Source organism: Shewanella sp. YLB-07 (genome assembly GCF_009377275.1).
Genome location: NZ_VOQB01000008.1, coordinates 170,386 through 196,652 on the forward strand (window position 1 = coordinate 170,386; position 26,267 = coordinate 196,652).

At 42.5% G+C, this 26,267-nt stretch carries 18 protein-coding genes and 3 pseudogenes; 10 read left to right on the top strand and 11 right to left on the bottom strand.

From position 1 onward, the window contains the following. Positions 1–304: 304 nt before the first annotated feature. A complete protein-coding gene (locus FS373_RS18310; RefSeq protein WP_152830124.1) occupies positions 305–808 on the top strand; it encodes a hypothetical protein in 504 nt (167 codons plus the stop codon). 247 nt (positions 809–1,055) lie between these two features. On the opposite strand, the gene FS373_RS18315 is transcribed toward FS373_RS18310, so the two are convergent. The 3 genes and pseudogenes from FS373_RS18315 to FS373_RS18325 all read right to left on the bottom strand — a co-directional run bounded on the left by FS373_RS18315 (position 1,056) and on the right by FS373_RS18325 (position 4,882). Then, a complete protein-coding gene (locus FS373_RS18315) occupies positions 1,056–2,240 on the bottom strand; it encodes a glycoside hydrolase family 5 protein (protein WP_152830126.1) in 1,185 nt (394 codons plus the stop codon). Positions 2,241–2,376: 136 nt separating this feature from the next. After that, a pseudogene (locus FS373_RS18320) lies at positions 2,377–3,337 on the bottom strand (IS630 family transposase). 639 nt (positions 3,338–3,976) lie between these two features. Beyond that, complete coding sequence (locus FS373_RS18325) at positions 3,977–4,882, bottom strand: LysR family transcriptional regulator (RefSeq protein WP_152830128.1); 906 nt, start codon at positions 4,880–4,882, stop codon at positions 3,977–3,979. Positions 4,883–5,016: 134 nt separating this feature from the next. Between FS373_RS18325 and FS373_RS18330 the strand changes: the two genes are divergently transcribed. The 6 genes and pseudogenes from FS373_RS18330 to FS373_RS18355 all read left to right on the top strand — a co-directional run bounded on the left by FS373_RS18330 (position 5,017) and on the right by FS373_RS18355 (position 12,875). After that, complete coding sequence (locus tag FS373_RS18330; RefSeq protein WP_152830130.1) at positions 5,017–6,045, top strand: L-dopachrome tautomerase-related protein; 1,029 nt, start codon at positions 5,017–5,019, stop codon at positions 6,043–6,045. 267 nt (positions 6,046–6,312) lie between these two features. Continuing rightward, positions 6,313–7,430 (top strand): annotated as a pseudogene (locus tag FS373_RS18335) (IS3 family transposase). A 506-nt stretch (positions 7,431–7,936) separates the two neighbouring features. After that, positions 7,937–8,527: a PAS domain-containing protein gene (locus tag FS373_RS18340; protein WP_152830132.1), complete on the top strand. Its 591-nt coding sequence runs from the start codon at positions 7,937–7,939 to the stop codon at positions 8,525–8,527. Positions 8,528–8,559: 32 nt separating this feature from the next. Next, a complete protein-coding gene (locus FS373_RS18345) occupies positions 8,560–9,672 on the top strand; it encodes an aminotransferase class I/II-fold pyridoxal phosphate-dependent enzyme (protein WP_152830134.1) in 1,113 nt (370 codons plus the stop codon). 241 nt (positions 9,673–9,913) lie between these two features. Next, a complete protein-coding gene (locus tag FS373_RS32130) occupies positions 9,914–11,032 on the top strand; it encodes a hypothetical protein (protein ID WP_227992966.1) in 1,119 nt (372 codons plus the stop codon). A gap of 121 nt (positions 11,033–11,153) precedes the next feature. After that, positions 11,154–12,875 (top strand): hypothetical protein, encoded by a 1,722-nt coding sequence (locus tag FS373_RS18355; RefSeq protein ID WP_152830136.1) that lies wholly within the window; start codon positions 11,154–11,156, stop codon positions 12,873–12,875. Between the two features lie 226 nt (positions 12,876–13,101). Here FS373_RS18355 and FS373_RS18360 read toward each other — a convergent pair. Continuing rightward, a pseudogene (locus FS373_RS18360) lies at positions 13,102–13,416 on the bottom strand (IS5/IS1182 family transposase); the annotation flags it as partial. Positions 13,417–14,428: 1,012 nt separating this feature from the next. On the opposite strand from FS373_RS18360, the gene FS373_RS18365 reads away from it, so the two are divergent. Together FS373_RS18365 and FS373_RS18370 are read left to right on the top strand one after the other, a co-directional pair. Continuing rightward, positions 14,429–14,782, top strand: a complete 354-nt coding sequence (locus FS373_RS18365) for a hypothetical protein (protein WP_152830138.1) — start codon at positions 14,429–14,431, stop codon at positions 14,780–14,782. Positions 14,783–14,850: 68 nt separating this feature from the next. Further along, positions 14,851–15,171, top strand: a complete 321-nt coding sequence (locus tag FS373_RS18370; protein WP_227992968.1) for a hypothetical protein — start codon at positions 14,851–14,853, stop codon at positions 15,169–15,171. Between the two features lie 382 nt (positions 15,172–15,553). On the opposite strand, the gene FS373_RS18375 is transcribed toward FS373_RS18370, so the two are convergent. Together FS373_RS18375 and traI are read right to left on the bottom strand one after the other, a co-directional pair. Beyond that, positions 15,554–15,790 carry a hypothetical protein gene (locus tag FS373_RS18375; protein WP_152830140.1) on the bottom strand — a complete coding sequence of 79 codons (237 nt, stop codon included), beginning with the start codon at positions 15,788–15,790 and terminating at the stop codon, positions 15,554–15,556. 357 nt (positions 15,791–16,147) lie between these two features. After that, complete coding sequence (gene traI / locus FS373_RS18380; protein ID WP_152830142.1) at positions 16,148–22,210, bottom strand: conjugative transfer relaxase/helicase TraI; 6,063 nt, start codon at positions 22,208–22,210, stop codon at positions 16,148–16,150. Positions 22,211–22,317: 107 nt separating this feature from the next. On the opposite strand from traI, the gene FS373_RS32135 reads away from it, so the two are divergent. Further along, positions 22,318–22,479 carry a hypothetical protein gene (locus FS373_RS32135; RefSeq protein WP_227992971.1) on the top strand — a complete coding sequence of 54 codons (162 nt, stop codon included), beginning with the start codon at positions 22,318–22,320 and terminating at the stop codon, positions 22,477–22,479. 105 nt (positions 22,480–22,584) lie between these two features. Here the strand turns inward: FS373_RS32135 and FS373_RS18390 are convergent, their stop codons facing one another. The 5 genes from FS373_RS18390 to FS373_RS18410 all read right to left on the bottom strand — a co-directional run bounded on the left by FS373_RS18390 (position 22,585) and on the right by FS373_RS18410 (position 26,264). Then, entirely contained in the window at positions 22,585–22,776 is a 192-nt protein-coding gene (locus tag FS373_RS18390) for a hypothetical protein (RefSeq protein ID WP_152830144.1), read from the bottom strand. Positions 22,777–22,806: 30 nt separating this feature from the next. Continuing rightward, positions 22,807–24,921 (bottom strand): type IV conjugative transfer system coupling protein TraD, encoded by a 2,115-nt coding sequence (gene traD, locus FS373_RS18395; protein ID WP_152830146.1) that lies wholly within the window; start codon positions 24,919–24,921, stop codon positions 22,807–22,809. Between the two features lie 9 nt (positions 24,922–24,930). Then, a complete protein-coding gene (locus FS373_RS18400) occupies positions 24,931–25,449 on the bottom strand; it encodes a hypothetical protein (protein WP_152830148.1) in 519 nt (172 codons plus the stop codon). Positions 25,450–25,519: 70 nt separating this feature from the next. After that, positions 25,520–25,732, bottom strand: coding sequence for a hypothetical protein (locus tag FS373_RS18405; protein WP_194165892.1), 213 nt, complete (start codon positions 25,730–25,732; stop codon positions 25,520–25,522). Further along, positions 25,716–26,264: a hypothetical protein gene (locus FS373_RS18410; protein WP_152830150.1), complete on the bottom strand. Its 549-nt coding sequence runs from the start codon at positions 26,262–26,264 to the stop codon at positions 25,716–25,718. Before FS373_RS18410 ends, FS373_RS18405 begins: the two co-directional genes overlap by 17 nt. Between the last annotated feature and the right edge of the window lie 3 nt (positions 26,265–26,267).

Consider the following 26,267-nt stretch of genomic DNA (forward strand, 5'->3'; position numbering starts at 1 on the left):
AAAGAACATCTTAGCTGAATCGTCGATCTGTGCAACAAAGCCCGCAAAACCCATTTACGATAAAAATGCATCATAGAATATGTGAAATCAAACTGTTCATTTTAATATACTTAATTACACGGTCATTATTAAGACATAATTGAACATAAATAAACCAGATTTTATGACTCTAAATCTTGGTATACTCATTGTCTCCACTGACACAGTAATAAGAATTAAATCTATGCGTCATCTCTCTTTCAGCACTCTACTTCTCGCTCTAAGTCTTACTTGCCCTCAAGTCTTGCAAGCGAAAGAAAATAGTATGCAGCTCCTCGACCAAGCTGTGTGGGGGCTATATAATGAGTTCGCAACTCAAGTCTATTATTACTCTAGTTGGTATGATTTGAACGGTGACGGTATCGATGAAGCCGTGGTGCATCTTGTAAGTCCTGACGCTTGTGGTACTGGTGGTTGTAATATGTACGTCTATCAATGGGACAAACTCAGTTTACGTTATCAATTAATTTCAAAAACGGTAGGTACCAGCCAACCTATCTATGCTGCTAGCACGAAAACTAATGGTTGGAATGATTTAATCGCGCTCAGAAGCGGCGGCGGATACCCCCCCAGCTTTATGTTATTATCATTTGATTACAACAATACCCCATACCCCCTAAGCAACGGTCAGGCTTTGTCCTATCCTTACTCCCTAAGCAACGGTCAGGCTTTGTCCTACCCATTATCAAGTGAGATCGTTCAATCTTCAATTTTACTCATGGATTCAGTAGGTTTGTATACCAATGGAAGTAGAAAAATTACCCGCTGATACGCGAGTTAAAACATCGACAACGACGGTGAGTAGATGCATGAGGCCATTTTCAGTGTTCGCTTTTGAGTGAGGGATTGACTGGCCAGTCGCAACCTATTCTGGACAAGTCTAACTGGACACCTTACTTTGTCATTTTTCATAGTTGATCTGTAGTGTGCCACGACAAAGGGTATAGCGAACCTAAAATTCATGTTACCTTGATTGATAGCTGTCCAATGTCAGGTTGGCACTCAGGGCATTAAGTTCAGAGTTTTTTCTGAATTAAGGAGAATAGTGGTGAGGTCTTGTACTTACTTGGATCTGGCTTATTGTTTTTAACCGCTTCCCAATACGCAAACCCGACATTACCCTTTACACCAAGTTCATAATTCATTGCATCCCAAGCATCTTCTCTAAAGCTGTAAAAAGCCCAGTGTAATGCATTTCTATCAAACGCCGCAATCACGTCATTCAGATAGGCAGCACAATCATTCATTTTGCGCACACAACCAAATTCTCCTGCAACGAGACGATTCACAGGGATACCTCTAGATCTAGCCCATTCAACTGTCATGTTAAGGTAAGTATCTACGCGCGAACTATCCCACATTTCTTTTTTGTCTCCTGAAAATGGTACCACTCCTGGGTATCTATAGGGGGTCTTACGTTTCAAGTTTGGTGCGCTGGTTGCTGCATAAGGTTCGTACATATGGAAACTGTAAAGTACCTTGTCATCTTTCAGAGGATGATCCCAATAGCTAAAACTATCCGCAGCCGCATACCAACCGGCATCAACCATTATGGGAGTATGAGGATCAACTTCGCGTATAGCTGTAATGATCGTATTATAAAATTTGGCTAAATCGTAGCTAGAACCCTTAGCTTTTTTATACCAATTGCTCATGGTGGTGAGGTCTGAATGTTCTGGTAATCCATTCAGCTTTTCTGGTGCAGGTTCGTTCAGAATGTTATAGGCTGCAACATGAGGGTTATCCTTCAGTTCTGTTGCTAGTTCAAGCCAGAAAGCGATGGCAGGTTTCCAGTTTTCTTCGTTCTCAAACAAGCGGCCATCAAACCGATTGTCGTTATTTTGGGCCCAGCGGTACATAGGCAGAGAAAGAGGAGCTATAACCACTTTAAGACCTGATTCACCCGCGTTGTTAATTTCTTTTTTTAATTTAACAAGATCCTTTTGTATTATCCCGCGAAAATGATCTGCATCACCAATTAGAAAGTCTCTGTGTTCAGATTCCCATTTACCATAAGCAATACGAACCCAAGATGCATTATATCCAGAAAGATCCAGATAAAGAGAAGAACTAGCTGGCATACGGTTGAAAACATTCCCACCATGCTGAGGGGAGTTCCAGAATTCGATAAGATTGGCTGCATTAGCAGATTGAGAAAATAATGCTATTGTTGTCAATATTGCAATGAGTTTTATTTTCATTTTGTTTTACGTATAAATGATTAAAATAGCTTTATATAATAGTTAAAAATATTATTCACCACAACTCCAATTTATATTACCCTGAGAAGGTTATTCTGACCCTTTAACTTATGTTGAGTTATCCCAATCGGTATGATCATCTGGTCAGATTTATCCATGAACGTTTACACAGATTCTTTACCCTATCGATGTCACTAATAAAGCTATTTCATGCTTGTGAGCATGACTCGACAATATCCTAATCATTGGTAAAATACCATTTTTTAGCTAAATGACGTTGTCTCATCCAGCCCCAAACTTGTTCAATCGGGTTGAGTTCTGGTGACTAGGGAGGGAGCTTGATCATCGTCAGATTATCAAACTCATCATCTAGATCCTGAGTATGCCAACCTGCACCGTCTATGATCACGACAGCGCGACGATCTGGAAGGGTCCTTAAGAGACCAGTTAGGTGTTGTTGCATTATCCCTTTGTCCACCTATGAAGTGATGAGTGCCTCTGCATTACCATTAGCCGGACATACAGCGCCGAAAACATTGGCATATTCAAACTGTTGTTGCCGAACCACTCTTGGACGACTTCCTTTTTGCCCATAAACGTGTCGTTGTATTTTTATTGGCTATCTAAGCTTCATCCTGAAACCAGACATTGACTTGAGATAGAGCAATATGGCTAGGGATGTTAAGGATCGTTTCCAAGCGGAATTTTGGGCTACTAACGATTGTTTTGGGTGCTTTGAGCGACTCGTTGTCCATGAGTTACCAAGCCTTTTTAATATTCTATAGATGCTTGATAACTCATAACTCATAACTCATAACTCATAACTCATAACTCATAACAAATGCCAAAATACTCAAAAATATATTCATTAATATTATAACCAGATAACCTCCCTCCTGTGTCTTAGAGGCAACGTGCTTCAATAAATGTTGAAAGTTACCTAGATTGAGCAACACTCAAGGCTAGAGGTTGACCAAGCCTTGCTCCAAGAAATCACTCATCCACTTATTTACACTGGTACGACTCACCTTATGTATATTGGTTATCATCAGAGCGATGATGACCTTCACTGAAGTCCACCAAGGTTAAAGACGGATCCGCTTTTGTGCATTTTTCTCTCAGCGTACCAGGCATCGAAAATCAGTCGTTTTAAGCTTTCCCATAGGCAGCTATCGCTAGATATTAGCTCATATCTTTATACCGATTGGTATTAGTAGGTAAAGCGCTGGCAGGTGTAAAGGCAATGAACAAAGTCATAAAATTAGTGATACCAGTTAGGAAACTGGCTAGGCTAGCTAACATGCATTGAAGTTGCTACGTCTATAGCGAGGATTTGATCAACAACGCCTCGATAATCTGCCAATGATATTGCGCAACTTAATAACATCATTTTGCAGCAGCAAAGCAAACTGGAGCAGTTAGAAAAACAATTTCGTTTAGCTAAAACAAAACCATTTGGGAAAAGTGCCGAATAGCATGTGGGTAAAGCTAGTTGTTCAACAAGCCTTAAGTTGAAACCGTGGTTGTTTAGATCCGAGATAAAACCCTAGATAACCAAGGACGGTAGTAGTCAAGTAATATTGGGCACTACATTCTGGAACCTACCGCACGACGATCTTGCTTTAGCATTACTGATGGCGTCTCCGCAATGGCTAAGCTGTCATTGTGTTAGCCCTTTATCGATATAAATTCGTTCAGGAGAAACGCCTATACTAACTTATAAATGTCAGAATTAACTATACAACAAACTTTTCTACTTCGAGTTTCAGTTTCTTTTCAATGAATTCAGTAAAAATACGCACTCTAGCTGAAACCAATCTCCCTGGAGGACGTACAGCCCATACATTCCATTCAGGTTTTACCGTGTGATCATTCAAAATAGAGACCAAAGTGTTAGATGATAGATGCTCGAATAGATCCCATTTTGATTTTAAAGCTATTCCTCCACCATTGATTGCATGCTGCGTGATTGCTTCTCCATAGTTTGTTGAAAAATTACCTTTAACTCGTGTCTCAACTTTTATTCCATTGGGGTTTTCTAACTCCCAAACATTGTTGCTTTCTAAAATAATGCAATTATGCTTTTTCAGATCATTCGAACATAATGGCGTACCATATTTAGCTAAATACTCAGGAGATGCTACAAGCATACGAGTATTGCTTGCTATTTTTCTAGCCATTAAAGTTGATGGTTCAAGTTCTCCTATTCTAAAAGCAAGATCAAATCCATTTTTAACAATATCAAATATGCTATCATTTAACTCGAGGTTAATTATGACTTCGGGGTAAGAATTTAAAAATTCCGCGATGTAAGGAGTAATATATTTACGACCAAAAGAAACAGATGCTGCAACTCTAATCACTCCTTTAATCGTACTTTTTGCAGCCTGTAAATCAGTAATAGCCTCGTCGATACTCTCTAATATTTTCTTTGAATGAATAAGGAATAACTCTCCATCTGTAGAGAGTGATACTGTCCGTGTGGTTCTATTCAACAATTTAGTACCAAGAGCTTTTTCTAGCTCTTGTATCCGTTGTGAAGATGCTGTAGCTGAATAACCAAACTCTTTTCCGGCCTTAGCAATTGCCCTTGTCGAAGCAATGCGTACAAATAATTCAATAGATTTTATATCAATAACCATTATCCCATCTCCCCAAATAGTGTTTATAAATAAAACTGATTATCTTCATTTTCTAAAAGTATATAATAACAAAAAAAGACTGAGATACATTTTATTTTTACACTATTAAAAAATAGATAACACTAGGAATTATAATGAAAAAAATGCTTAAACCGTTACTTGCATTACTTACTGTAATTATTTTTATGTCAACGTCTAGCGCAGATGATATACCTTTTGCTAAAATTGTCACATCTTTTGACGAACGTCCAGGGAACCTATCAATTACACCAGATGGACGTATAATAATGAGTTTCCATCCCTTAGGACACCCCTCTACAAAACTAGTTGAAATTGATGCTATTGGAGAGATCCACCCTTATCCATCAAAACTGATAGCTTCTGGTATCGACTCTAAGTTAAAGGCCCCTTTATCAATTCGCACTGATGATGCAGGTATTGCTTGGATCCTTGATTTAGGTTCTAAACGTCTCATTGGTTGGGATACGATAAAAAACAATGAAGTCAAAAATTTTGTTATTTCAGATAAAGTATTAACTTCAAAAAGCTTTCTTCAAGATTTCGCTTTAGATCAAAAACGTCATCGAGTAATTATTGCGGATATGACACAAAGTGATTTGAAAAGCTCTCCTACACCCGCATTTATAACAATAGATCTCAAAACAGGTGCAATGAAAAGAATCGCACAAAATCATGCTTCAATGATGCCAGATATGAAGGGAGGTTTTGCACTTAACCCTATAACAATAGACCCTAACTATGAGTGGGTTTATTTTGGCGCTATGCATGGGAAAACATTGTATAGAGTACCTGCAGCGAGTTTTGATGGGTCTAGCTCGAAAGTAGAATATACGATTGAACGATATGCTCCAAAGCCCTTTTCAGATGGGATTACAGTTGATGGTTCAGGAAATGTTTATATTAATGATATTGAAATGATGGCGATTGGTGTTACTAACTTAAGTGGTTATCACGCAATAGCTAAATTACCCATGGGGCAATCATGGCCGGATGGGATCTCATTTGGTCCTGACGGATATGTTTATTCTACGACTAATCAATTAGATAGATTTTCGGCTCTTAATGGAGGGAAAGAAGAAGGTAGTGGGACTTATGATCTTATTCGAGTTAAAGCATTAGCTGATGGAAAAACAGGAAGGTAAATTTAAGTGTTAAGTCTCTAACAATAGCGAGTTTAAACAGAACATTAATACCGCCCCTATTATTGATGTTCTACTTTCAAGTCATACAACAATAATATGACGATAATGAGTTCCAGAGGCTGATCTTAATATGCTCTTTGAAATAACTTTAATCTAGTCTAATGGCTCTGGACACCTTGATTGTGGATAATACGATAATCAATCGAGGTGAACATGAATACAAAACGTCAGTATTGAACTTATACCAAAGAATTCAAAGAAGAAGCCATCGGCTTAATCACTGAGCAGGGCTACACAGTCCCACAAGCCGCAGATGCGCAAGGAGTCGTCAAACCTGCTTTATACCTGGAAACAGAAGGCTGAAGAGCTAGAGACCTCAACCGTTAGTCCAGATGAAAAAGCAGAGTTATTAGCACTTCGAAAAGAGGTAAAGCTGCTGCGGGTGGAGAAAGAAATTTTAAAAATACCCAAGGGGCACGCCGAGGCCAGTGCCTTCTTCGCGAGAGAAATGAAGTAAAGTTTCAGTTTATTCGAGAGCATTACCCTCGATTCCCGATAAAAATGCTTTGTAATGTTCTGCAAGTGAGTCGCAGTGCATTTTATGATTGGTTAGCCAGGCCCGCTAAAATTATTAGCGAACGAGACCTTGATTTATACCGAACGGCAAAACGTGTTTTTAAGCGTAGTCGAAGCAGTTTAGGTTCTCGTCAGTTAGCCAAGAAACTCCGCCTAGAAGGCTTCAGTATCGGTCGTTACCGCACTCGTAGCCTCATGCGAAAGCTCGGCCTAGTGGTCAGCCAGCGTCAAGCTTACAAGGTAACGACGAAGCGTAAACACAGTGATAGCGTTGCAGATAACCAGCTGAATCAGCAATTTAATCCTACGCAGGCTAATCAGGTTTGGGCTGGTGATGTGACCTATTAAGGACGCATCAAGGCTGGATGTACCTAGCTATTGTGATGGACTTACATTCCAGACGGATAGTGGGTTAGGCAATATCAAAACGCATGATCGTAAGCTTAGTTGAGCGGGCATTACAAATGGCACTAACGCTGCGAAAGCCAGCAAGAGGTGTCATGTTTCATAGTGACAGAGGCTCACAATACACCAGTAAGCAGTTTCAAAAGCTGTTAAGGAAGCATGGAATAGTTGCTTCTATGAGCAGTGTAGGAGCCTGTTTAGACAACGCTGTTGTTGAACGTTTCTTTGGAAGCTTGAAGCATGAATGGCTGTTAAAGGTGGTCCATTTAACACGAGAATCGATGAAGCTAGATGTTGAAGAATATATCCGGTATTACAACCACGAACGGCTGCATACTACGCTCGGGGATTTAACACCGATCAGCTATGAGAAATTACAAAGTGAGGTGTCCGGTTGGACTTGACCACAATACTTGTTATTAAAGAAGATTAAGCGAAAGAGAACATGCACTCATAAATCTCTGTTTAATCAAAATATACACAAAAATATCATGCAGAAATAATAGCTAAAACATAAAGTTATCCCAAAAAAATGAAGGGAATAGACACTGATTTGGTTAATAAAGAACTTAAAAAGAAACTCAATGACAATCACTCTGATGCAGCATTAGCAATTGAGCACCATCACCGGGAAGAAAACTTTAAAATGCATTACCTGAATAACGTCTAAGTTTTGAGAAAATGATGGTAGGTAATTAATTCATCAATTAATCATATTAAATACTAAAAATCATGAGTTTAGTGTAACAGAACAGAGTTGAGATACAGATCCTTTTTTGGTTGTTTTATGTCAACTTCTTACTCTGAGAGGATTTTTTAGTTCAATCGATTGCTCACCAAGTAAAGTCTTTACAGGAATAAAATACTGAAGTAGACTTTAAGTCCAAAAGTAGACTTAAAGTACATAAAAATGATCGCTCTAATTAGCAAAGCCATATCAAAATTAATACCAGGTCAAGTGGAAGTCATAGTACATGATTTAACCAAGGGACGTATAGTGCATATTGAAGGTGCTTTTTCCAACAGGCAAATTGGAGATGAATCGTTAATAAATGAGGATGAACTCATTTTAATACGCAACCAAGGAAATATTGTTGGCCCTTATGAAAAAATCGATGTCAATAAGGGGAAAATTACCTCTGTATCTGTGCTAATTGAAGATAGGAATTATGGCGACTTTATGCTGTGTATAAATATGAATGTACAACCCATTATTAATGCTATGACAGAGCTTACAAGCTTGATTAACATTGTTAATCCTGCCGAAAAAAATAACTCCCTAATTAAAAATGATTGGAGAGAATCAATTAACAATATTATTTATAAAAAATTAAATGACATCGGTGTTTCTTTAACATCAGCTAAAAAAGGACATCGGCAAAGCCTTCTTAACGAGCTCAATAACTCAGGTTTTTTACAAAATAAAGGTGCGCCAGAATATGTAATGAAAACATTAGGCATTTCTAAAGCCACTTATTATAACTTGCTTAAAAACATATAGTAACTGCACATTTCATAGGTAGAGTAAAACAAATGAAAATAGAAGATTTTAAGTTAGAAAAGTATTTTGCTAAATATGAGTTTAACACCCAGTATTTACTTTCCATTTCAGATTGTGATGGTTATTCATTAAAATATGTTTTAGATAAAGCTTCTGATGATGAGATAAGCCTATGGGAAAACTTAACTTTAGGTTATACAGAGGCACCGGGAAGTCTGTTGTTACGAAAAGCTATTTGCCAATATTATAAAGGTATTGATGAAGGTAATGTACTTGTCGCATCCCCTGGTGAACTTAATTTTTCATTTATGAATGTATTACTGGATTCCCATGACCACGTTATTGTTGTATCACCATGTTATCAATCTTTATATGAAGTAGCACAATCAATTGGTTGTGCTACTTCATATTGGCACCCTAATTCGTACTCTGGTAATTTTGATGTCAGTGATTTAGTGAAATTAATAAAGTTCAACACGAAATTAATTGTAATAAACTTCCCTCATAACCCAACAGGGGCTTACTTAACAAGAAGAGAGTTGAATAAAATTGTTGACATTGCCAGAGAGCAAGGTATCTATATTTTTTCCGATGAAATGTATCATAAGCTAATCATTGCCGATGTAGAAGAGTTGCCACCTATAAGTGATATTTACGAGAAAGGTATTAGCCTGTGGGGTACATCGAAAACTTTTGCTTTAGCGGGACTACGTATTGGCTGGATTGTCTCACGAGACAAAATATTATTAGAAAAAATATTGGCATTTAAAGACTATCTCAGCATTTGTAATAGCGCGACGAGTGAGGTGCTGGCTTTAATTGCACTAAATAACTTTGATAAGTTTGTTCCTTATAATATTAACAAAATAAAAAACAATATTGCTCTTTTTAAAAATTGCTGTGCTCGACATCATGACATACTTACTTTTATAGAGCCTAAAGCCGGATCTACTGCAGTAGTACAATTAAATATCAACGAGACATCCCTTGAGTTTAGTGAAAAACTAATTGAACAAGAAGGTGTTATGACAGTCCCTGCTGAAATTTTTGGGTTTAAAGGTAAGAATATTAGAGTAGGCTTCGGACGAGATAACTTTCCAGAGGCGATTGAAAGGTTTGAACATTTTTTAATTAAGTATAAATAAAAATAAACATGTCAGTTGATATGTAAAGTTATTTAAATGAGCAATGTATACTTAATGGGATACTTGCTTATTAAACACTTTGCTTATTGAGTTAGAGCACTGTTTAAACATAACCTTAGTTAAGCAATACTGTAATACTTGATGTGGCTAACATCCATCATTACACACTATTAAAATAAACTTTAAAACAGATATTAAAGTATAGCTTCAATTTTTTCACACCTTCTACATTAGGGTTTTTATGAATAAGTATTATTTATCAACTATTGGCGCTTTATTGTTCTCAAATAGTGCACTTTCTATAGAAAGTAACAAACTTGTATCTTTCGTGGAGTACCCATCTCTGGTCACTAATGGGCATTGCATGGGTAATATCATTGGGAATGATTGGGTGATGATTGGAATAGGTTGCTCAGGAAGCCATGTTGACATCATTCGGTCGGAGAATAGTATAACATATAAAGATAGAATAGATGTACTCCAAGAGGTCCGTTCACCAACTGGCCGTATAGTCTTGTGGCATTTAGAGACCCCCCCCCAGATAGACAAAATTTTATTATTATCTGATGAGTTTATTTCCAATGATACAAACCTACGATTTGATAGTTTTTGGTTTGAACAAACTGGGATGATGTTAAACAAACTAGAACTTAAGGAGGAGGATGGTAAATCAAGTCATGATGTTTTAGCTTTAAAGCCCACTACAAGTGCAGCTATAGACGTTGCTTATGGAGCACCAGTAGTTAATCGTAAAGATAACAAGGTTGTCGCTATGTCGGCTCAAGACAAACTTCGCCCTAGAGCTAATTGGCGTATTAGCTATTTCGCTGAACATATTTTACAAACAGTCAATGCATGGCATCATCAAACCATAGGCTCTTTAGATGCTGGTCAACACATGACTATTGAAGTTCAATCATTACACGTTAACTCTGTTGTCGACAATTCAATATCGAGCGGTGATATCAATATTGATACTAATAACAGTACTTGCATGATAGGCCTGGTAGAACCGTTTGCTGTTTGTACATACACTGTTTCTAGTCAGAATGGTTTTGAAGGTGAATTAATACTTGGCGAAAACCAAATAATAACATTCAACAAAGGAAAGTTTAGCCTTCCCCCTGAAGACCCTGTTACTCCTGAAGACCCCGTTACTCCTGAAGAACCCGTTACTCCTGAAGAACCCGTTACTCCTGAAGAACCCGTTACTCCTGAAGAACCCGTTACTCCTGAAGAACCCGTTACTCCTGAAGAACCCGTTACTCCTCAAAGCAGCGGTGGTTCATTAGGCTTTTTAGGATTTTTAGGATTAGTATTGACAGTCAGGATGCGAAAGTACAGGTTAAAAGATGATTAACTAAAATTTTGGTACTATCTACTGTAGAGCTATTCGTATTATAGAGATTTATTTTACAAGAGTCTTAGGTAGGGAGATTTAATTTTAACGATAGTATATTAATGTAATACATGGGGGCTTTATGTTATTTAAATTATTTTTCACATTGGGGGCTTTTTTTTTAATCCAAGGTTGTACTAGTTTACAAACTCTTCAATCTGAAACTTGGACCAAAGCCGAGTCAAACAACTTTACTTTATATAGTAAGCAGGGTGAAGTTGTGAATAGGTTTGTTTTAGAGCGATTAGAGATGTTTAGTCAACTAATCAATAACTCCAATTTACACTATGGCTTTAATAGATTTCCAACTGATATTTATATGATGAACCAAGAAGAGGGTAAACTATTTGGAATTTCAAGAAATATCAGTGGGTACTTTGATAATAGATTAAATAAGAATATTATTTATCTCCGGTATGATCGCGAAATAGAAAAAATGTTGAGTACCATCTTCCATGAGTATGTACATAATGTGCATGCTGAAATGCAATTAAGTCTCCCTCGATGGCTTGAGGAAGGAACAGCTGAATACTTAAGTGGCGTAGAAATTAGCGATAACACATTAACCTTAGGTGCAGTTCAACACAATCGCTGGAATTGGTTGAGAGATCATCGCTGGTTGCCCGCAAGTAAAATTATCAACCCTGATTTTTTTAGCGATTTTGATGGTGACAATATATCTATGTTTTATGCCCAATCTTGGTTTCTTGTTTTTTACTTAAACAATCGTCCGTTACCAGATGGAATTGATTATTCTATACAATTGAAATCTTACCTTAATCATCTCAAAAACGGAAAAGGAAATGTTTTAGCCTTTGAAGAGGCTTTTGGTTTAAAAATAAGTCAAGTTAATAACACTCTTGTATCATATAGAGAGCATGGGAAGTTTAACAAGAAGATTATAAATACAAAAAATATTTTAGAAACTATACATATTAAAAGCAGTGTACTTAGCCCAGGAGAAACAAATATAATACTAGCTGAGTTTTCCGTTTCGCGTAAAGAAACTAGTAACGCCTTATTTTTCTTTGAAAAAGCAACTAACCTCCTCATTCAAAAAGACACGGCTTTGGTTGGAAAAGCTAAAGCTTATATCTTTGATAATCAGTTAGATAAAGCTAAAGTTTTGTTGAATTTTGTTGAAGATAGTAGGCAAAGCAAAAAATCAGAATTTTACTTAACGAAAGCATTATATAACCAAGCTCTTGCGAAGCAAGAAAAGTCAAAGAGTAGGAAGATAAATTTAGTTGAAAGGGCGCTAGTAAACTTGGATAAAGCATGGAAGTTAGATAAAGGAAATTCGAGCATTTATTATTACTATGGCCTAATTGAAATTACTTATGGAATAGAAATAGAAAAAGCAGCTCGTATGATTGAAGAAGCTATTTACTATAACCCTGCCAATATTCAATTGAAATTAATGCTTGTTAAAGTGAAAATACTCACAGGAGATGAGCAAACAGATAAGTACACACGTAATTTATTAGCTGATTTAAATTCAGAGTATCATTTGTACGCTGTTGACTTATTAATAAAGCTAACAAATTTCACATCTGACTATCACGATTATATCGATAGACAACAATATAAGAGTTGGGCTGTTTCATCGAATGGTACTTATGGTTATGCTTATGGGAAATCTAATCAGAATGAAGCCGACGAGGCTGCAGTACTTATTTGTATGGTATATAGCAAGGAGGGGGGCTGCCAGGTGATTGACCGAGGAAAGGAGAGTTCAGATGTCTTTAATGAGTGGTTTAAACTACAAGTGCTAAATATTGATAATGACAATCTTCGTTCATAGAGTTCTTGGATAACATATTATTAGTAAATATATGCAGGATCCTGTAAATAATGTGGTGTAACTACCTTTCAATCAGAGCAACTATATGAGTTATTAACGATTCTGTTGCTCTGATTACTCTTAGCGCGAAATTGCTCCGGAGATCTGGCTGATTATTAATAGTGTTCTGTGGCGTTGTTGATCAAATCCTTGCTATAGACGCAGTGACTTCAAGGGGGTGAGCTAACTAGGCAGTCTGTTTCCTAACTGGCATTCCTAGTCCTATGACTTTGTTCATTGCCTTTACACCTGCCAGAGCTTCACCTACTTGAGCATTATAATCTCGTAGGCTAAGTTTAGGACTAATCAGATGCTTATATCGGTACATCGCTGTTTCAGATAGTGACCGTAAGTGGTAATCATTATCCTTCTTCCATTGCGCTAATTCATTATTATTGAGGGCTTTCACGGCCTCATTCCTAGGATGCCCATCCTCCCCAAATCCAGCACTGCTTCTTGGTGGGATAGTGGGTTTGCAACCTTTACGCTTAAGTTGTTCGTGATTCTAAAATAATTGATCTGGAGTTCTAGCCGGATAACGTTTTAGTATTTGTGTGTTGCGCTGTTTGCATGGCACAAACCGCTTGTTGGACTTGGCCGATGCCTAGTCCAAGTTAATTGGTATGCTTTATGCTATAGGGATTTGCTTTTTTTGATGTTGGCTCTGGGCTGTAGAGCTGTTTTGAACAAATAATCTTGCGTGGTTTCTACGTATTTCATTGAAATTCCTTTGTCATCGTTGTGTTCCTTCACATTTTTTTAAGTCTAGCGGATCCAATGTGAGTTATACACTCATTTTAAGCCTCATTTTAAGCCTCATTTGGCTCCGCGCAGCGGCTTAGTTCAACAGACAGAAAATAGAGCGGAGATGGATGTAGATATGATTTTTGATAGTTGGGATACGCCTTTCAATGAAGGAACATTATTTCTTGTTAGTGCGGTATGGGGAGGAGATGAGTGTCAATTACCCCGATGGTAAAAGCTATCCCTCCAGATGCCGACGGGCTCGAGGGCGATAGTAACTGTTACTCTATTTCACCTTGAAACTGAATCGGTGTATGAGTTGAGATTTACATCTGCCTCGGCATTTAGGGGGGGGGATGAAGGAGGCTTACTTCATATCTGGAGTGAAACACAGACAAGTAGGGGCATGGCTGGAGTAAAGAGAGTCCGGTGGCTTGTGCTATGGGCAGTGATAATGGCTTCTCATTTTTATAGCCACAGATAACGATTGTGTCAAAGTAATGTGTCAAAGTAATGTGTCAACATCCTCCCGAGATTATTTTCATGCAAAATATGCAGCCAAATGTTCACTAATTAAGCCTTGATACTTGTATGGACTTAATGTTTAATAACAGCACTTTATTGAATACTGGCCCCCCTAATGCAGGGTGTTCATCTATTTGGTTGGTGATAAACAATAATATCAACTGAAAAGTCACAGTTAAGGCTGCGGTCAAAGCCGTTATATTTTCCAGTTCTATTAAGCGTTAAATATATAAGGACGTTATAAAATGAGTATGAAATTGGTTGCCTTGTTGCTTTTGGTGATGAGCGGTAATGTTATGGCAAGTCAAACATATGATTTAACTGCCACTGTGAAACATAATAATAAAATACTGACTAGCCCAAAACTCAAACTTGTTGAAGGGCATTGGGAGCAAACAAAAAATGATAGTTGTACCTATTCAAGTCGAGTGACAGCGCAACCAGATCACACACTTTTTGTTGAAAATGAAATTTTTTGTGGTGATGCTTTTTTTCAACCTAGTTTTACCTTATACCCTGAGGGGGGCGAGGCAGCACTAGAAGTCGGAGTGCCAGATAACTTATGGAACTTCGCAGTTTCTTTATTGGTTCAGGATTAGTTGATAAGGATATCTTTTAACGGAGAAGGAAATGCGACGCTCAGCCGCGGCCTTCAAGAGGTATAGTAATGATGAAGTTCAATCATTTAGGTATTCCGACAAATGAATGGTTCGAAGGCGAGATAGACTTACCTCATCTAAAAATGACGGTATCAGACCACGAGAATAATCCATTCGGGATTCAATGGATGCGTTTTTGGGAAGACGCCCCATATCCAGAGTTGGTAAAAACAGTTCCTCATGTTGCCTTTGAAGTTGAAAACTTAACAAAAGAACTTGAAGGTAAAAAGGTTATCATAGAACCAAACACACCAAGCGAACGCTTAACGGTAGCATTTATCGAAGTTAATGGTGCTCCTGTTGAACTAATGGAATATCGTAAAATATAGCACTCCTCGATGAGTATCGACCGTCTTTGCCCTGTTTTCACTTGCCCCCTTATGCTGGTCCTGTCGAAAAGTTGACGAAACGGTCTAAAGTGTTGAGTGTTGAAGATGTTCAAATAGTCATTTGGAGCATCCACTGCATGACACTAACTTCTCTGGGCGACATTACCCCGTCCGCCAGATGAAATGCAACCCTAAAGGAACTCTTTGATTTATAATCACTAGAGCATATTTATGGCTCTGTTGCAAAGAGCGCCTATTCAGCGAAGCTCCTCTTTTGTTTTTACTTGGCTCGCTCATGATACTCTTTAAGTAGCGACAATTTTCCTATGGCGTTATCATTTTGGCGGTACGTTGGTCAGGGCAAGAGCAAGAGCAAGAAACATCACTTGCCAAATATGACTCTTTCAAGATAGTCAGTATTACGACTCGCCTTCATTTGTTTCGCTCTGTTCCCCTTCTTAAAGATATCTTCTGACTGGAGTTGATTCATTGTAACATGTCTGACTCCTGCCATTATTTCCGGCGCACCATCACGACGGATCCGACAATCATCTTCTTTCATGCCTACATCAAGTTTCCAATGTAATCCATTTTCGATCCCCCCAATGCTCTCGCGCACTACACGCCAGTTCTTCAGCCGTTAGCACCGCTGAATCTATGTTACCTCTGAAGTTTAACTAATTGGATTATTTACCTTTTCTTTCTGATAAGAAATGATAAGTCCAACGGTGGTTAACTGTGGCCATTCTGCTGATATAGGGATCAAACTCATGTCATTTGAAATAATACAACATGTAGTGGCATAGTTAATTTGGCCACCTAGTTAGAACTTCTCATCTAATTCATTAATTTTCTGAAATACACACTGCTCATCGTATCTCATAATAGACGTCCGATTATTGCCTCATCTTTAGCAAGGAGCCTGACAATACATGAGCGAGTACCGATAAGGAGGGCTGACTCTCCTTATTTCGTCTTATTGAGTTTTTTCTCCAAGTTTACACTCCGGTGGTTCTTTGTCTGAAGTGATGCCTTTTATGGTGTTTTGTTGGCTGTTCATTGCCAGGTGTCGGTCATGTTCATCTGATTGCCTCAGGTATTGGTTAACCTCTAATTTCTCCATGGATTGGTCGTGTTTGTGGCTGTTATTCATCATGTCATTGCACAGTGCGTTAATGGAACTCGATAGGTAACGTGCTTTGACGGTGATGTTATCCACGGTTTCATTGACCAGTTGTCTTGTGGTGTCGGTTTTGTTGAGTCCAGTCGGTATCGTGTTGGGCTCTATCACCGTGGCCTGCTTGCCGTCGCTTGCCAGTTTGTGGGTGATCTCTTCTGCAAGCTTGCCTGTCTCTTTGGTGGTGTCCAGCACCACGATCACGTTATCCCTTAATGTGCTTGTTTTGCATGATTTAGCGTCATGGTTATTGTTAAGCGCAATAATGTCGGCGCCGTTTTTATTGTCGGCGTGGATAGACAGGGCGTTCTCAATCCCCACGGCCACGATGCTGTAGTCGGTGTTATTACCCAGGTAGATGATGGTGCGATTGCCTGATTTTGAACCGAGTATGCGCTTGTTTATTTTAAGCTGTGCTTTGTTACCGGTGTCTTTATCCAGATAAGTGATCTCAACCGCCTTGGTTTCATCTTTCTCATTGGTGATGTTGGCGATCAACGCCGGATAGGTTTTCCGGGTTTCAGATGAAAATACCGCGGGGTGAAAACGCAAATTGTCGTGCTGATTAATCGTGATCCCTTGCTGGTGTAAATACGCTTGCGCTAGGGTGTTATTGAGCGGTTTGGCTTCATGGAAATACTGGTTCGCTCTGGCTTCCAATTGGCTTTGTTTGATGGAAAGGGTGTTTTGGCGTTGTTGGTGGTCTGGATTTTCTTTGAGGTGATAGTACTCAGGGTTGGCCAGCATCTTATCGGCTTTTATCAGTGCAGTTTTGAAATTGCACTTCTCTGTCACCATGATGAGGTTAAGTAAACTGCCCTTATCGCCGGTCTGCCCGTCTTTGAAATAGCCCCGATAGTGTCCAGTGGTGGTCAGCGTAAGGTTGCCGTCATTAAAGGCGATCGAGTGCTTATCTGGTTGATTGAGATCCGACTCACCGAGCAGGTGAGTGGCCAGAGATTCGCTGTAAGCCGGGAGTGTGGTGTTGAGATCTGCGGCCAACCGTTTGAGGTCGAGGTTGCCGTTGATGTCCAGGTACTTGGGATTGTCCTGTGGCAATGGCGTGTCGTTGAATATAGCCGTGTGCGCGGGAGTGTGTTTATCGCGCGTCTCGATGGCCGAGATTTGGTTGGGGTCATTGTTTACCCAGGAGAGCATCATTCTCTGGGGATTATCGGTAATGATTTTTACGTGCTTACTGGCGCGGGTGATATCGATGTAGGCGCGGCGCACATTGGTGAGTTTGGCCGTGCCTCTGATGGCTGTGATGACATTTTCATAGGTGGCGCCCTGGGCCATATCTGCGGTTCGGGTGTAGGCGTAATCCCAATGTGCATCTTTCAGTTGGGTGGTGGAGAGCGTCAGCGTGTGGTTATCACTGGCCGTCAACGTCATCTGCTGGTTGTTAATGGCACTGACGCGATAGGTTTTGTTGCCGGCCATTTCACGGCTCCTGTCACTTTTTCTGAGCATGATGGTGTCGCCTGCCGCGAGAGGCTGGTCGGTTTTGGCCCACAGACTCGTGAACTTGTGGCCGTGGTGGGTGGGAAAGAAGTGTTTCTCTTCGCCGGTGTGCATGTTGGCGAGGGTGAGCATGTTATGGCGCTTATCGACGTGGGAGATTTCAAAGTAGTTGTCTTTACTGGTGGTGAGGATGAGTCCCTGTTGGTAGGGGAGCATAGTGGCCAGTGCTGCCTGACTGGCGTGAACGCCGCGCAGTCTGGGGACGGTGATTTCATCTTTACTTAATGCACCTTGTGCCTGTAAGCCTTGTCTTATCTCATGCGCAATATCATCACGTTCTTTGTTGGTGTAGGCAATGATAAGGGTGTTTGCTCTGGCCTTGGGAGTACGGCAAAGGTATTCCAGTGCCACGGTCGCGGGCAGGGCTTCGGTAGCCAGTTGCTGATTTTTCTTGTTATCCTTGGTGACGGACACATAGGTAGAGATAAGATTTTGGGTGAGATTATGGGAAAGGGGCTGCTTGGCCTCTGGTGTTTGTTGCTCGGCGTTATCCTGCTGGCCTGGTTTACGGATAGCCTGTTCTGGGTCGTTGAGCTGATAATCAGTGAAGGGTAACTGCTGCTGAATTTTTTCCACCGCACTTTCGCCCTGACGGTCGACGATATTGTGGACCGCGCCCAGTAGGTTGTTGTTTTGTTGGCGAACAATGTCTGTCATGGTGACACGATCAATAGCGCCTTTATTCATCGCCAGTTCAAACGGTTTACCCGCCTCGGTTGAGGTCAGCTGATGCGTGTCGCCTAAGAAGACGGCGCGTGCCCCTGTGGCGGCTATCAAGCACGTGAACTTATCCATCTGGGCATTACTGGTCATTGAGCTTTCATCAAGCAGGAACACGGTGTGGGCGTATTGGTCAGGTTTTACGTCCCGGCTCAGGAAATGGCTGAGCAGTGACTGTACTGTTTGGCTTTGGACATGTTTGTCTTTGAGCTCATTCACCGCTGCATGGGTCGAGGCCAGACCGATGAATTGGGTGTTTTTGCCTGCTGCTGCGCTTGCCTTTTGTTCACTGTCTTTTTCATTGCCGCTTGATCCGTTGACGAGCATCTCACTGTGTTTGACCAAGGTAATGCCTGTTTCGAGCAGGGTTGATTTACCGGTACCGGCGAGTCCCTGAACGGCGACAAAGCGATCGGGGGTGGTGGTAATGAGCAGGGCGGCGTCTTTTTGCCCTACAGTGAGTCGAGCGTTTTGGCTGAGTGAGAGTGTGGCGAACTCAAGGGTGACGAGGGGCTGAAGCTGGCCTTTCCCGGCAGTGAAGCGCGCCAAGATACGGGTTTCGGTATCGATGGCCGCTTGCGTGGTCCAGCGGGTACCGTCATGGTATTCAGCGCTGAGCAGTGGCGGCGTACCTCTAGGACTTTGTAGTGGGTGACCGCCAGTCCCACTCTCCTTGAGCGTCATTTGTGCCAGTGTGTTGTCAATTTCCTCCTTAGTGATACTGCTGTGCCGGGCTTCAAATGCATACTGGATCGCGGTGGTGATAAGCATTTTTTGAGAGAAACCAGCGTGCTTTTCACTGATGTGGTTAATGGCAAAGTTAACCGCATCGTGCACCAGCCCTTTGTCACTGTGTTGTGTATCGATGGTGCTCAGTGCCGCGCTCACATCCTGGGTGAGCAGGGCATAAGTCTGGTTGTTGACGAACTTCTCCTGAGTCTGGGCCGCGTGCATCACCCGCTGAATGCTCGAGGGTTTGATGTCACTTTTTGCTAATCGATCATCAAAGTGTTGCGCCTTGTCAGTAAACACCGTGATCTGTTTCAGGCCCTGGGTGAGGGTGTCAAACAGCCACTCTTTGGATACGCGGTAGGCTTTGATGTTGATAAGGTGGTGGGTGGCGCATGGATTGACATTGCCGGGTGTCGTGGCATAAGCGTGAGTCAGTGGTGCGTGGTTAAGCGCGGCGGTGTTGACGGTATGGTGTTTACCCGCGTCATCTTTGAGTGTGGCGCTTTCACGACTCAGTGCGAGCACTGTGAAGCGTTGTTTTTGCAAGCCGCTGTCATGATGGTGGGTTGCCATGCGCAGGTGGTCTCCTTTGGCAATGTGCAGGGTATCCGGTGCTGCGATGGCAAAGTTTGCGGCCTTAAAGGTACGGCTACGCGGATTGAACGTGGAGGATGCGCCGGCCTTATCGATGACGCACAGGCGATTGTCCTGGCGATTAACCTGGCTGATGGTGAAGGCCTGCTGTTGATTGCGGCCATTCATCTTAGTCCACTGCGTCAGCACCATGCCCTTGGTGTATTGACCCACCACTTCCCGTTGTTCGTCAGAGAGGTACACCGGGTTAAGCGTGGCAATGTTCAGCCCTAAACGTGACAGCTCACCGGTGGTTTGCAGCTGAGCCCGGATAGCGCGGTTAAGGTGTTTCACCTCTTTGTGGGTCGAGGCGACCACTTGGGTGGTGTCTTTATGCTCACTGTTAACGTAAGTCTGCGTAATGGCGGCGATCCGCTCACTGTCTGAGCGCTCATACAGGCTAAGGGCAGTGTCTGAGCGTGTGGTGGAGACCCAATTACTGACATTTACATTGCCTTTTTTAAGTACCTCGATGGCATTCCCAGCCTTCATGCCTTGTCTGGCTTGGGCGTGATTGAGCAGTATCACCTTACTGTTGCCCGCTTTGGCTTGATTGAACAGGGCGCTCAGCTCATCGATACCGAGTTTATTGGCCTTTTCTACCACCAGGATGTCGCGGTTGCTGAGGCGATGCTCTCCTGGTTTAACAAAATGGCTCAGTGTATGGGTGTGCTCAGGTTTGAACTGGTTCTTAATCCATTTCACCACCGTGGAGCCATCACGACATACCGCGGCTTTACTGTGTTGCTGGCTTTTCACGTCCGGGGTAATAATGTGAATGCGCTTACCACTGGCCTCTCCGACATGTAGCAGCGCCGTGGCCAGTTGCTTACTGCTACCAAACACATTAACCAGATTGATGTGTTTGGTACTGGCAAACAGCGCCGTGACTTTTTTCTGGTTATCCAGGTTGAGCCCTTTGCCTTGCAAAGAGGACTTATCAACGAGTTGCCGCATGTGGGCGGTTTTTCCTTTGATACGTTCAAGCAGCTGGATTTCAGCGTCTATCTGGGCTTTAGTGGTAAAGGTGGCGCCGGCTTTGTCCAGTGGAATGAGCCCCCCTTGCTCAATCTGGTTATCCAGGGCTAACTTAATGTCCAGTGCATCAAGCTTGTCTCCACGGGTAAAATCCAGCGTGGCAGATTCTACCAATTTTGCATAATTGAAGCAGTTTTGGGTATTGCTGGCATGGGCTACCGCACGGCTCACCGCCTCGATGGCCGCAGGCTTGAGCGTCACATGTTGCACCGTGGTGTTTTTTTCCATACTGTCTGCCACAAAGCGGCTCAAGTCAAAGCCGCTGTCATTGACCTTATGCTGCCACTGCTCAAATAAGGTCGCCTCAGCGGTGTAGGCTTTACTTTTACGGGTGTCTTTGGCTGCTACATCTTTTGCGGCTTGAGAGTCTAACCCCATGGCTTCAGTCTGCTGTTTGATTTGCTGACTGCGGGTGGAGAACGTATCCAGCAGGCGCTGCGGGATCCCCTCAATCTCAAACAAATTATTGCCTATCGAACGGGTCTGGTATCCCATGTTCTCAACCGCCCTGGCATAAGTGCTTTGATACAGGGAGGTGTAATATTTTTGATGGTGATAGACGCGCTCACCGGTGCCATTAATGATCCCGCCTTGCTGTTTAAAGCTACTGGCTAGTGCGCGCAGTGTGCCTTCACTGTCCCGGGTCATGTTAGCCGTGAGGGAATGGGTATGCAGTTGTGGGTCGTCCTCTCGACTGGTTTTATGGCGCACCATGGCAAACAGTAAGTTGCCGGTGTTTTCAAAAGATATCGCGTGGGTTTTTGGGTCTGTTTGTCTGGCCTGGGCCGCGTCTTGTTCAATGTGCGACAGGGCAAATTTGACCGCCTCATCATGGGCGATCATCAAGCGTTGATCCCCGCCGACTAAGGCGAGCAAACTCACCGATTTAGGGGCGGAGAAGGTAAAGTCAAAACCGTTACGGGCATGTTCATTTCGGGTCTTTAGCCTGTGCTGGTTCAATCTGCCGGCGAGTACCTCAGTGAGTTGGCGTTCTTCTACGGGTTTACCTAACATGCCGGCTTCTTCAGCGAGTTGACCGAACCATTGGGTATTGGGCTGCTGGCTTTGTTCTTTGAGGTAATAATTGTCTTTACCTTCCCCAGAGGAAGGCGCTTTTTCCAGTGAGGTGTCCGGTAAGTCCAGGTGCTTTTCTTCGCTGAGGTAGTAACTGGCGGCGCCACCTGCACTTGCGGCAATAGGGCTGATAGAGAGCATGGATGACTCCTGTATGTGGCGGGAAATTGAATGGCCTTGTTTTGAGGGGTATGATTGAAATACCTGAACAATGCAGGCAGTCAAGGGCTATTGTCAGAGGGAAAAATATGAATAATGTATGGTTTGATGCACTGCTTGAAAGTGTGCAGCAAATGGATGAGATCACGCGGGGCGAGCGCCTGCCATCCAGAGAGACCGTTGTCGCTGCTGCACAAGTCAACGCGATACCTGAGTGTCCCCATTTACCGTCGGAAGATCTGCCCCATTGAACACGATGAATGTGGGGACATTGCGCAACTGGGAGCAAGGTCGCCGTGGAGCTACGGGACCGACTAAAGACTTGCTCAAAGGTATCGAACGTGACTAATAGCATGTTATCTCTGCTTGGGCGTAACAGAGCTGAGGTTGAATGGTTCCTCAACCTCCTCCGGGCTCAGCCCGAGCGCCTTTAATTCATTTCTGAATTCAATATCTCGTAAAATTTGACAGCGTCTCTTAGCCTCTTTGGCGATCACTTTGTTTACTCGACGCTTAGTGTGATGGATTGTCGTATTAAATTGGGTCATAGACTATCTCCTCAGTGAATGTGCTTTGCTTTATTCAAAATTCATTTCAGCTTCTTCTGAGACGATCTGCTGCTCTTCAAAGTGCAGGGCATCCTCAGTGTGTTGCTCGTTAAGCGCCGCTTGCTGCTTCGCATCGGCGGCTTTTTCCTTAGTCTTATCACCTGTGGCGTTACCTTTATCGGCGAGGTCTTTCACTACCGCATGGGTTTTGTCTGCCAGGGCGGTCATGCGGATCACTTCTGCTTTGCGCTCGTCATCATGTTCATCACCCTCATACATCACGTCATGAAGGGTTTGCAGTGTGGTTTTATCGGTTTTGCCGCCAAAAAACTGCACGGCGCTGTATTGGTGATAGTTAAGGTGCCACTCCAGTTGTGTCATTTTGTCTGACGGGGTGTATTCACGTTTAATGAAAGGCGGGCACAGTGAACGCATCTTGTTGAAGACTAAATCGATGCGCGTTACCGGGTAGTTGCCAGGCGTGCGTAACCAAAATTGTAAATCTTCAAGCTGCATGATCTCAGAGGCGGTGACCACCGGGCGGGTGATGGTCTGGTGTCCCAGTGAGACGCCATCCCTGATCTCATTGGCGCCGTAACTGTATTGCTCTTTGGAGATATCCACTTCCTGCTCGCCCAGATCTTGAGAGGATATTTTGGCCATGTCATTCGACGGGGCGCGGAAAAACAAGCGGGTGTTGAGCAGATCGAACATCTCTGCAGCCGCATTTTGACCGTAGACTTTTTTCAGTTGTGCAAACGACTGAATGCCTATCACATAACAGCCACCGAATTTGCGCACTTCGGCAATGGTCTCGGCCAGCTCCGGTAATTTATGCAGGCTGGGCGCTTCATCCATGATCACCCAAATACGGCGGTCCGGGTTCTCTTCCTGGGCTAAGATGGCGGTTGAGGCAATAGACAGCCACATCGAGATCAACGGGCGCAGGGAGGCATGTTGTTTGGCGTTACTGGACAAGAACAGAAAGCCCGTTTCATTGTCATCTTTTACCCAGTCGCGTATTGAAAATTTGGGTCTGATGAGCGTGCCATTGTCGTGTCTCTCATCCAGCCCGGCTAAGAAACGCAGGGATTTGATGTACGCGGCCAGTACCGACTTAATCGAAATGGCGGTTTTCTGGATTTTATCTGACACCAGGGAGGCTGATTCTGTGCCTTTAAGGTATTCACTTAAGGATTCAAGCTCTGAGGTGAGCATGAGTTCCAGTAAGCGCTCTGTGGTGCGGTCTTTCTCGCTTTCTTCCATCATCTTAAACGCGGTGCTGGAGAAGATGGTGCGGGCCGATTGCACCCAAAATGGATCGCCTTCGCCGTGCTGCGGGATCAATGCACTGGCCATATTCTCAAAATCTGATGGCTCGGCGGCATCACACCAGACATCCCAACAGGCGCAGCGCTCATCAAATGGATTGAGCAGGACATCGGTATCGGGGTGATAGAATTTACTGACAAAGGTACAGCCTTTATCATAGATAACCGCTTTATCGCCTCTTGCTCTTATCCAGGTTAATAACTTGCGCAGCGCCACTGACTTCCCCGCGCCGGTGGTGCCATCAATGAGCAGGTGCTGCACTTCAAATCCTAGTTTGAAAATACGCCGTCCATCAAGGGCAAAGTCCGATTGGTTAGCGTGCTTTTTGAGTTGTTTGGCCAATTCTTTGGGGGAGGCTTTTTGCATGCCGCGAATAAAGTGCTCTTCGGTTTGCTCATCGCCCTTTTTCTTGAATATCCACATGATTGAGATAAGCCCCCCCAGCCCTATCAAGGCGCTGATGAGGAAGTAAATCTGGGTCCACAGCATGAAGCGGGCATTGGCGGCGATCAGTGTCGGGTTACGCAATTGCTCGCCGAGCGTGCTGGTGTACACCCGGCCTTGCCATTGTGTTTGCACCACATGGCTGTCCGGTTTCATCAGGCTCACCGTCTGGCTAATCCAGTAATGATATGTGCCCAAAAGGGTTTCTTTGTCCATGAACACGTAACACTGCAGCGCAGTCAGCAATAACACTCCATAACAGGTCCAGCGAATAAGCACCGCGTTAACCTGAATGAACATCCGCAGGTTATGAAATAATATCTGTCCCCCGCGGGTGTAGTGACTGCGCTTGGCACGTTTGGGTGTCATGTGCACTCCTTACAGCTTCTCTAATTCAGATGCTTTGTTTCTTTTGAGTCTTTCATTCTCAAGAGTTTGGTACTCCTTAACGTATTCATTGGTTATGTAGCTAAGAGTGGCAGTATTTGAAAGGTGAGGCGCGACGAGTTCTATGACTGCATTTTCATGGTCGTAAAAAGCGTATTTATCCCCAACGATGGGGATGCTTTGCTCTGTTAATGTGTATTTGCTGCTGAGGATCCGGTTGAGTGCCTCAAACCTTGATTTTCTAAATTCAATCTTAATAAAAGACAGTGTTAAATCAGTATCGAAAATGGCAAATGCGTTTCTCGCTCCTTCTATGCCAAGTTGATTTACCGGTATTGAGTAGATGTTTCCGTTGATGTACTCGTTTACTCCTGTGAGTTTTGCGCGATATACTTTTTTCAGTTCTGTCTCGGTAGTTTTGCCGAGTGTTAAGCCAAACGCCGTCGTATCCGCGAAAGCAGAAAAGCTTAATAGATACAGTGACAATAACGTGGTGATAATAATTTTCATGATGTTGTTTCCCGTTAATTAACAGTTTGCCATTGTGTTTGCACCACATGGCTGTCTGGCTTCATCAAGCTCACAGTCTGGTTAACCAGTAATGCGTCGCTCTCCAAAGCGTCTCTTTGTCCATGAACACGTAACACTGCAGCGCAGTCAGTACTATCACCCCATAACAAGCCCTGCGGATAAGCACCGCGTTAACTTGTAGGAACATCCGCAGGTTATGAAATAATATCTGTCCCCCGCGGGTGTAGTGACTGCGCTTGGCGCGTTTATTGGTCATGGTCACCGGGCGTATCCTTTTTGGGAGGATTGGCGCGGAATTTATTTATCCCCTCCAAATGCTTCAAATTTATAAAATCTAAATTAGTCCCAAATAGAGAGGTGTCGACAAGGTTTACCTGCGTAGCTTCATCTTGATAACATGTTTCGCGCACAATCCATTCACGCTTCAAGTTGCAGGTAGACTTCTTGGAGTAATTAGAATTGTTCATCATTTCATCTAAAACATTAAACAATTGATCTGATTCTTTTATTTTCCACCATAGGGTCAAGCGACCTAATATCTGGTTATTGTCAAAGTGCAAGTGAATTTTCATTGGTTTTGGTGATATATCCATTTGAAACTGTGAGCCCTCGACGGTGTAATAGATCCAGTTAGGTGGACCGGATCTTGGTGATTCGCTATCGGGTAAAGCCAATGTTTGTTTGACGTCTTCCAGGGTAGATTTACCTAAAATAAGGCCAAAGAGGGTGCTTTCTGCAAAGACATTTAAAGTGATAAAATATAATAATATTAATGGTTTGATGGTTATTTTCATGAG

Coding starts and splice junctions, on each gene's coding strand:
- traD (WP_152830146.1), bottom strand. CDS start 24,921: ATGACACCCAAACGTGCCAAGCGCAGTCACTACACCCGCGGGGGACAG.
- FS373_RS32130 (WP_227992966.1), top strand. CDS start 9,914: ATGAATAAGTATTATTTATCAACTATTGGCGCTTTATTGTTCTCAAAT.
- FS373_RS18325 (WP_152830128.1), bottom strand. CDS start 4,882: ATGGTTATTGATATAAAATCTATTGAATTATTTGTACGCATTGCTTCG.
- FS373_RS18365 (WP_152830138.1), top strand. CDS start 14,429: ATGAGTATGAAATTGGTTGCCTTGTTGCTTTTGGTGATGAGCGGTAAT.
- FS373_RS32135 (WP_227992971.1), top strand. CDS start 22,318: ATGAATAATGTATGGTTTGATGCACTGCTTGAAAGTGTGCAGCAAATG.
- FS373_RS18340 (WP_152830132.1), top strand. CDS start 7,937: ATGATCGCTCTAATTAGCAAAGCCATATCAAAATTAATACCAGGTCAA.
- FS373_RS18400 (WP_152830148.1), bottom strand. CDS start 25,449: ATGAAAATTATTATCACCACGTTATTGTCACTGTATCTATTAAGCTTT.
- FS373_RS18310 (WP_152830124.1), top strand. CDS start 305: ATGCAGCTCCTCGACCAAGCTGTGTGGGGGCTATATAATGAGTTCGCA.
- FS373_RS18410 (WP_152830150.1), bottom strand. CDS start 26,264: ATGAAAATAACCATCAAACCATTAATATTATTATATTTTATCACTTTA.
- traI (WP_152830142.1), bottom strand. CDS start 22,210: ATGCTCTCTATCAGCCCTATTGCCGCAAGTGCAGGTGGCGCCGCCAGT.
- FS373_RS18370 (WP_227992968.1), top strand. CDS start 14,851: ATGATGAAGTTCAATCATTTAGGTATTCCGACAAATGAATGGTTCGAA.
- FS373_RS18355 (WP_152830136.1), top strand. CDS start 11,154: ATGTTATTTAAATTATTTTTCACATTGGGGGCTTTTTTTTTAATCCAA.
- FS373_RS18390 (WP_152830144.1), bottom strand. CDS start 22,776: ATGACCCAATTTAATACGACAATCCATCACACTAAGCGTCGAGTAAAC.
- FS373_RS18345 (WP_152830134.1), top strand. CDS start 8,560: ATGAAAATAGAAGATTTTAAGTTAGAAAAGTATTTTGCTAAATATGAG.
- FS373_RS18330 (WP_152830130.1), top strand. CDS start 5,017: ATGAAAAAAATGCTTAAACCGTTACTTGCATTACTTACTGTAATTATT.
- FS373_RS18315 (WP_152830126.1), bottom strand. CDS start 2,240: ATGAAAATAAAACTCATTGCAATATTGACAACAATAGCATTATTTTCT.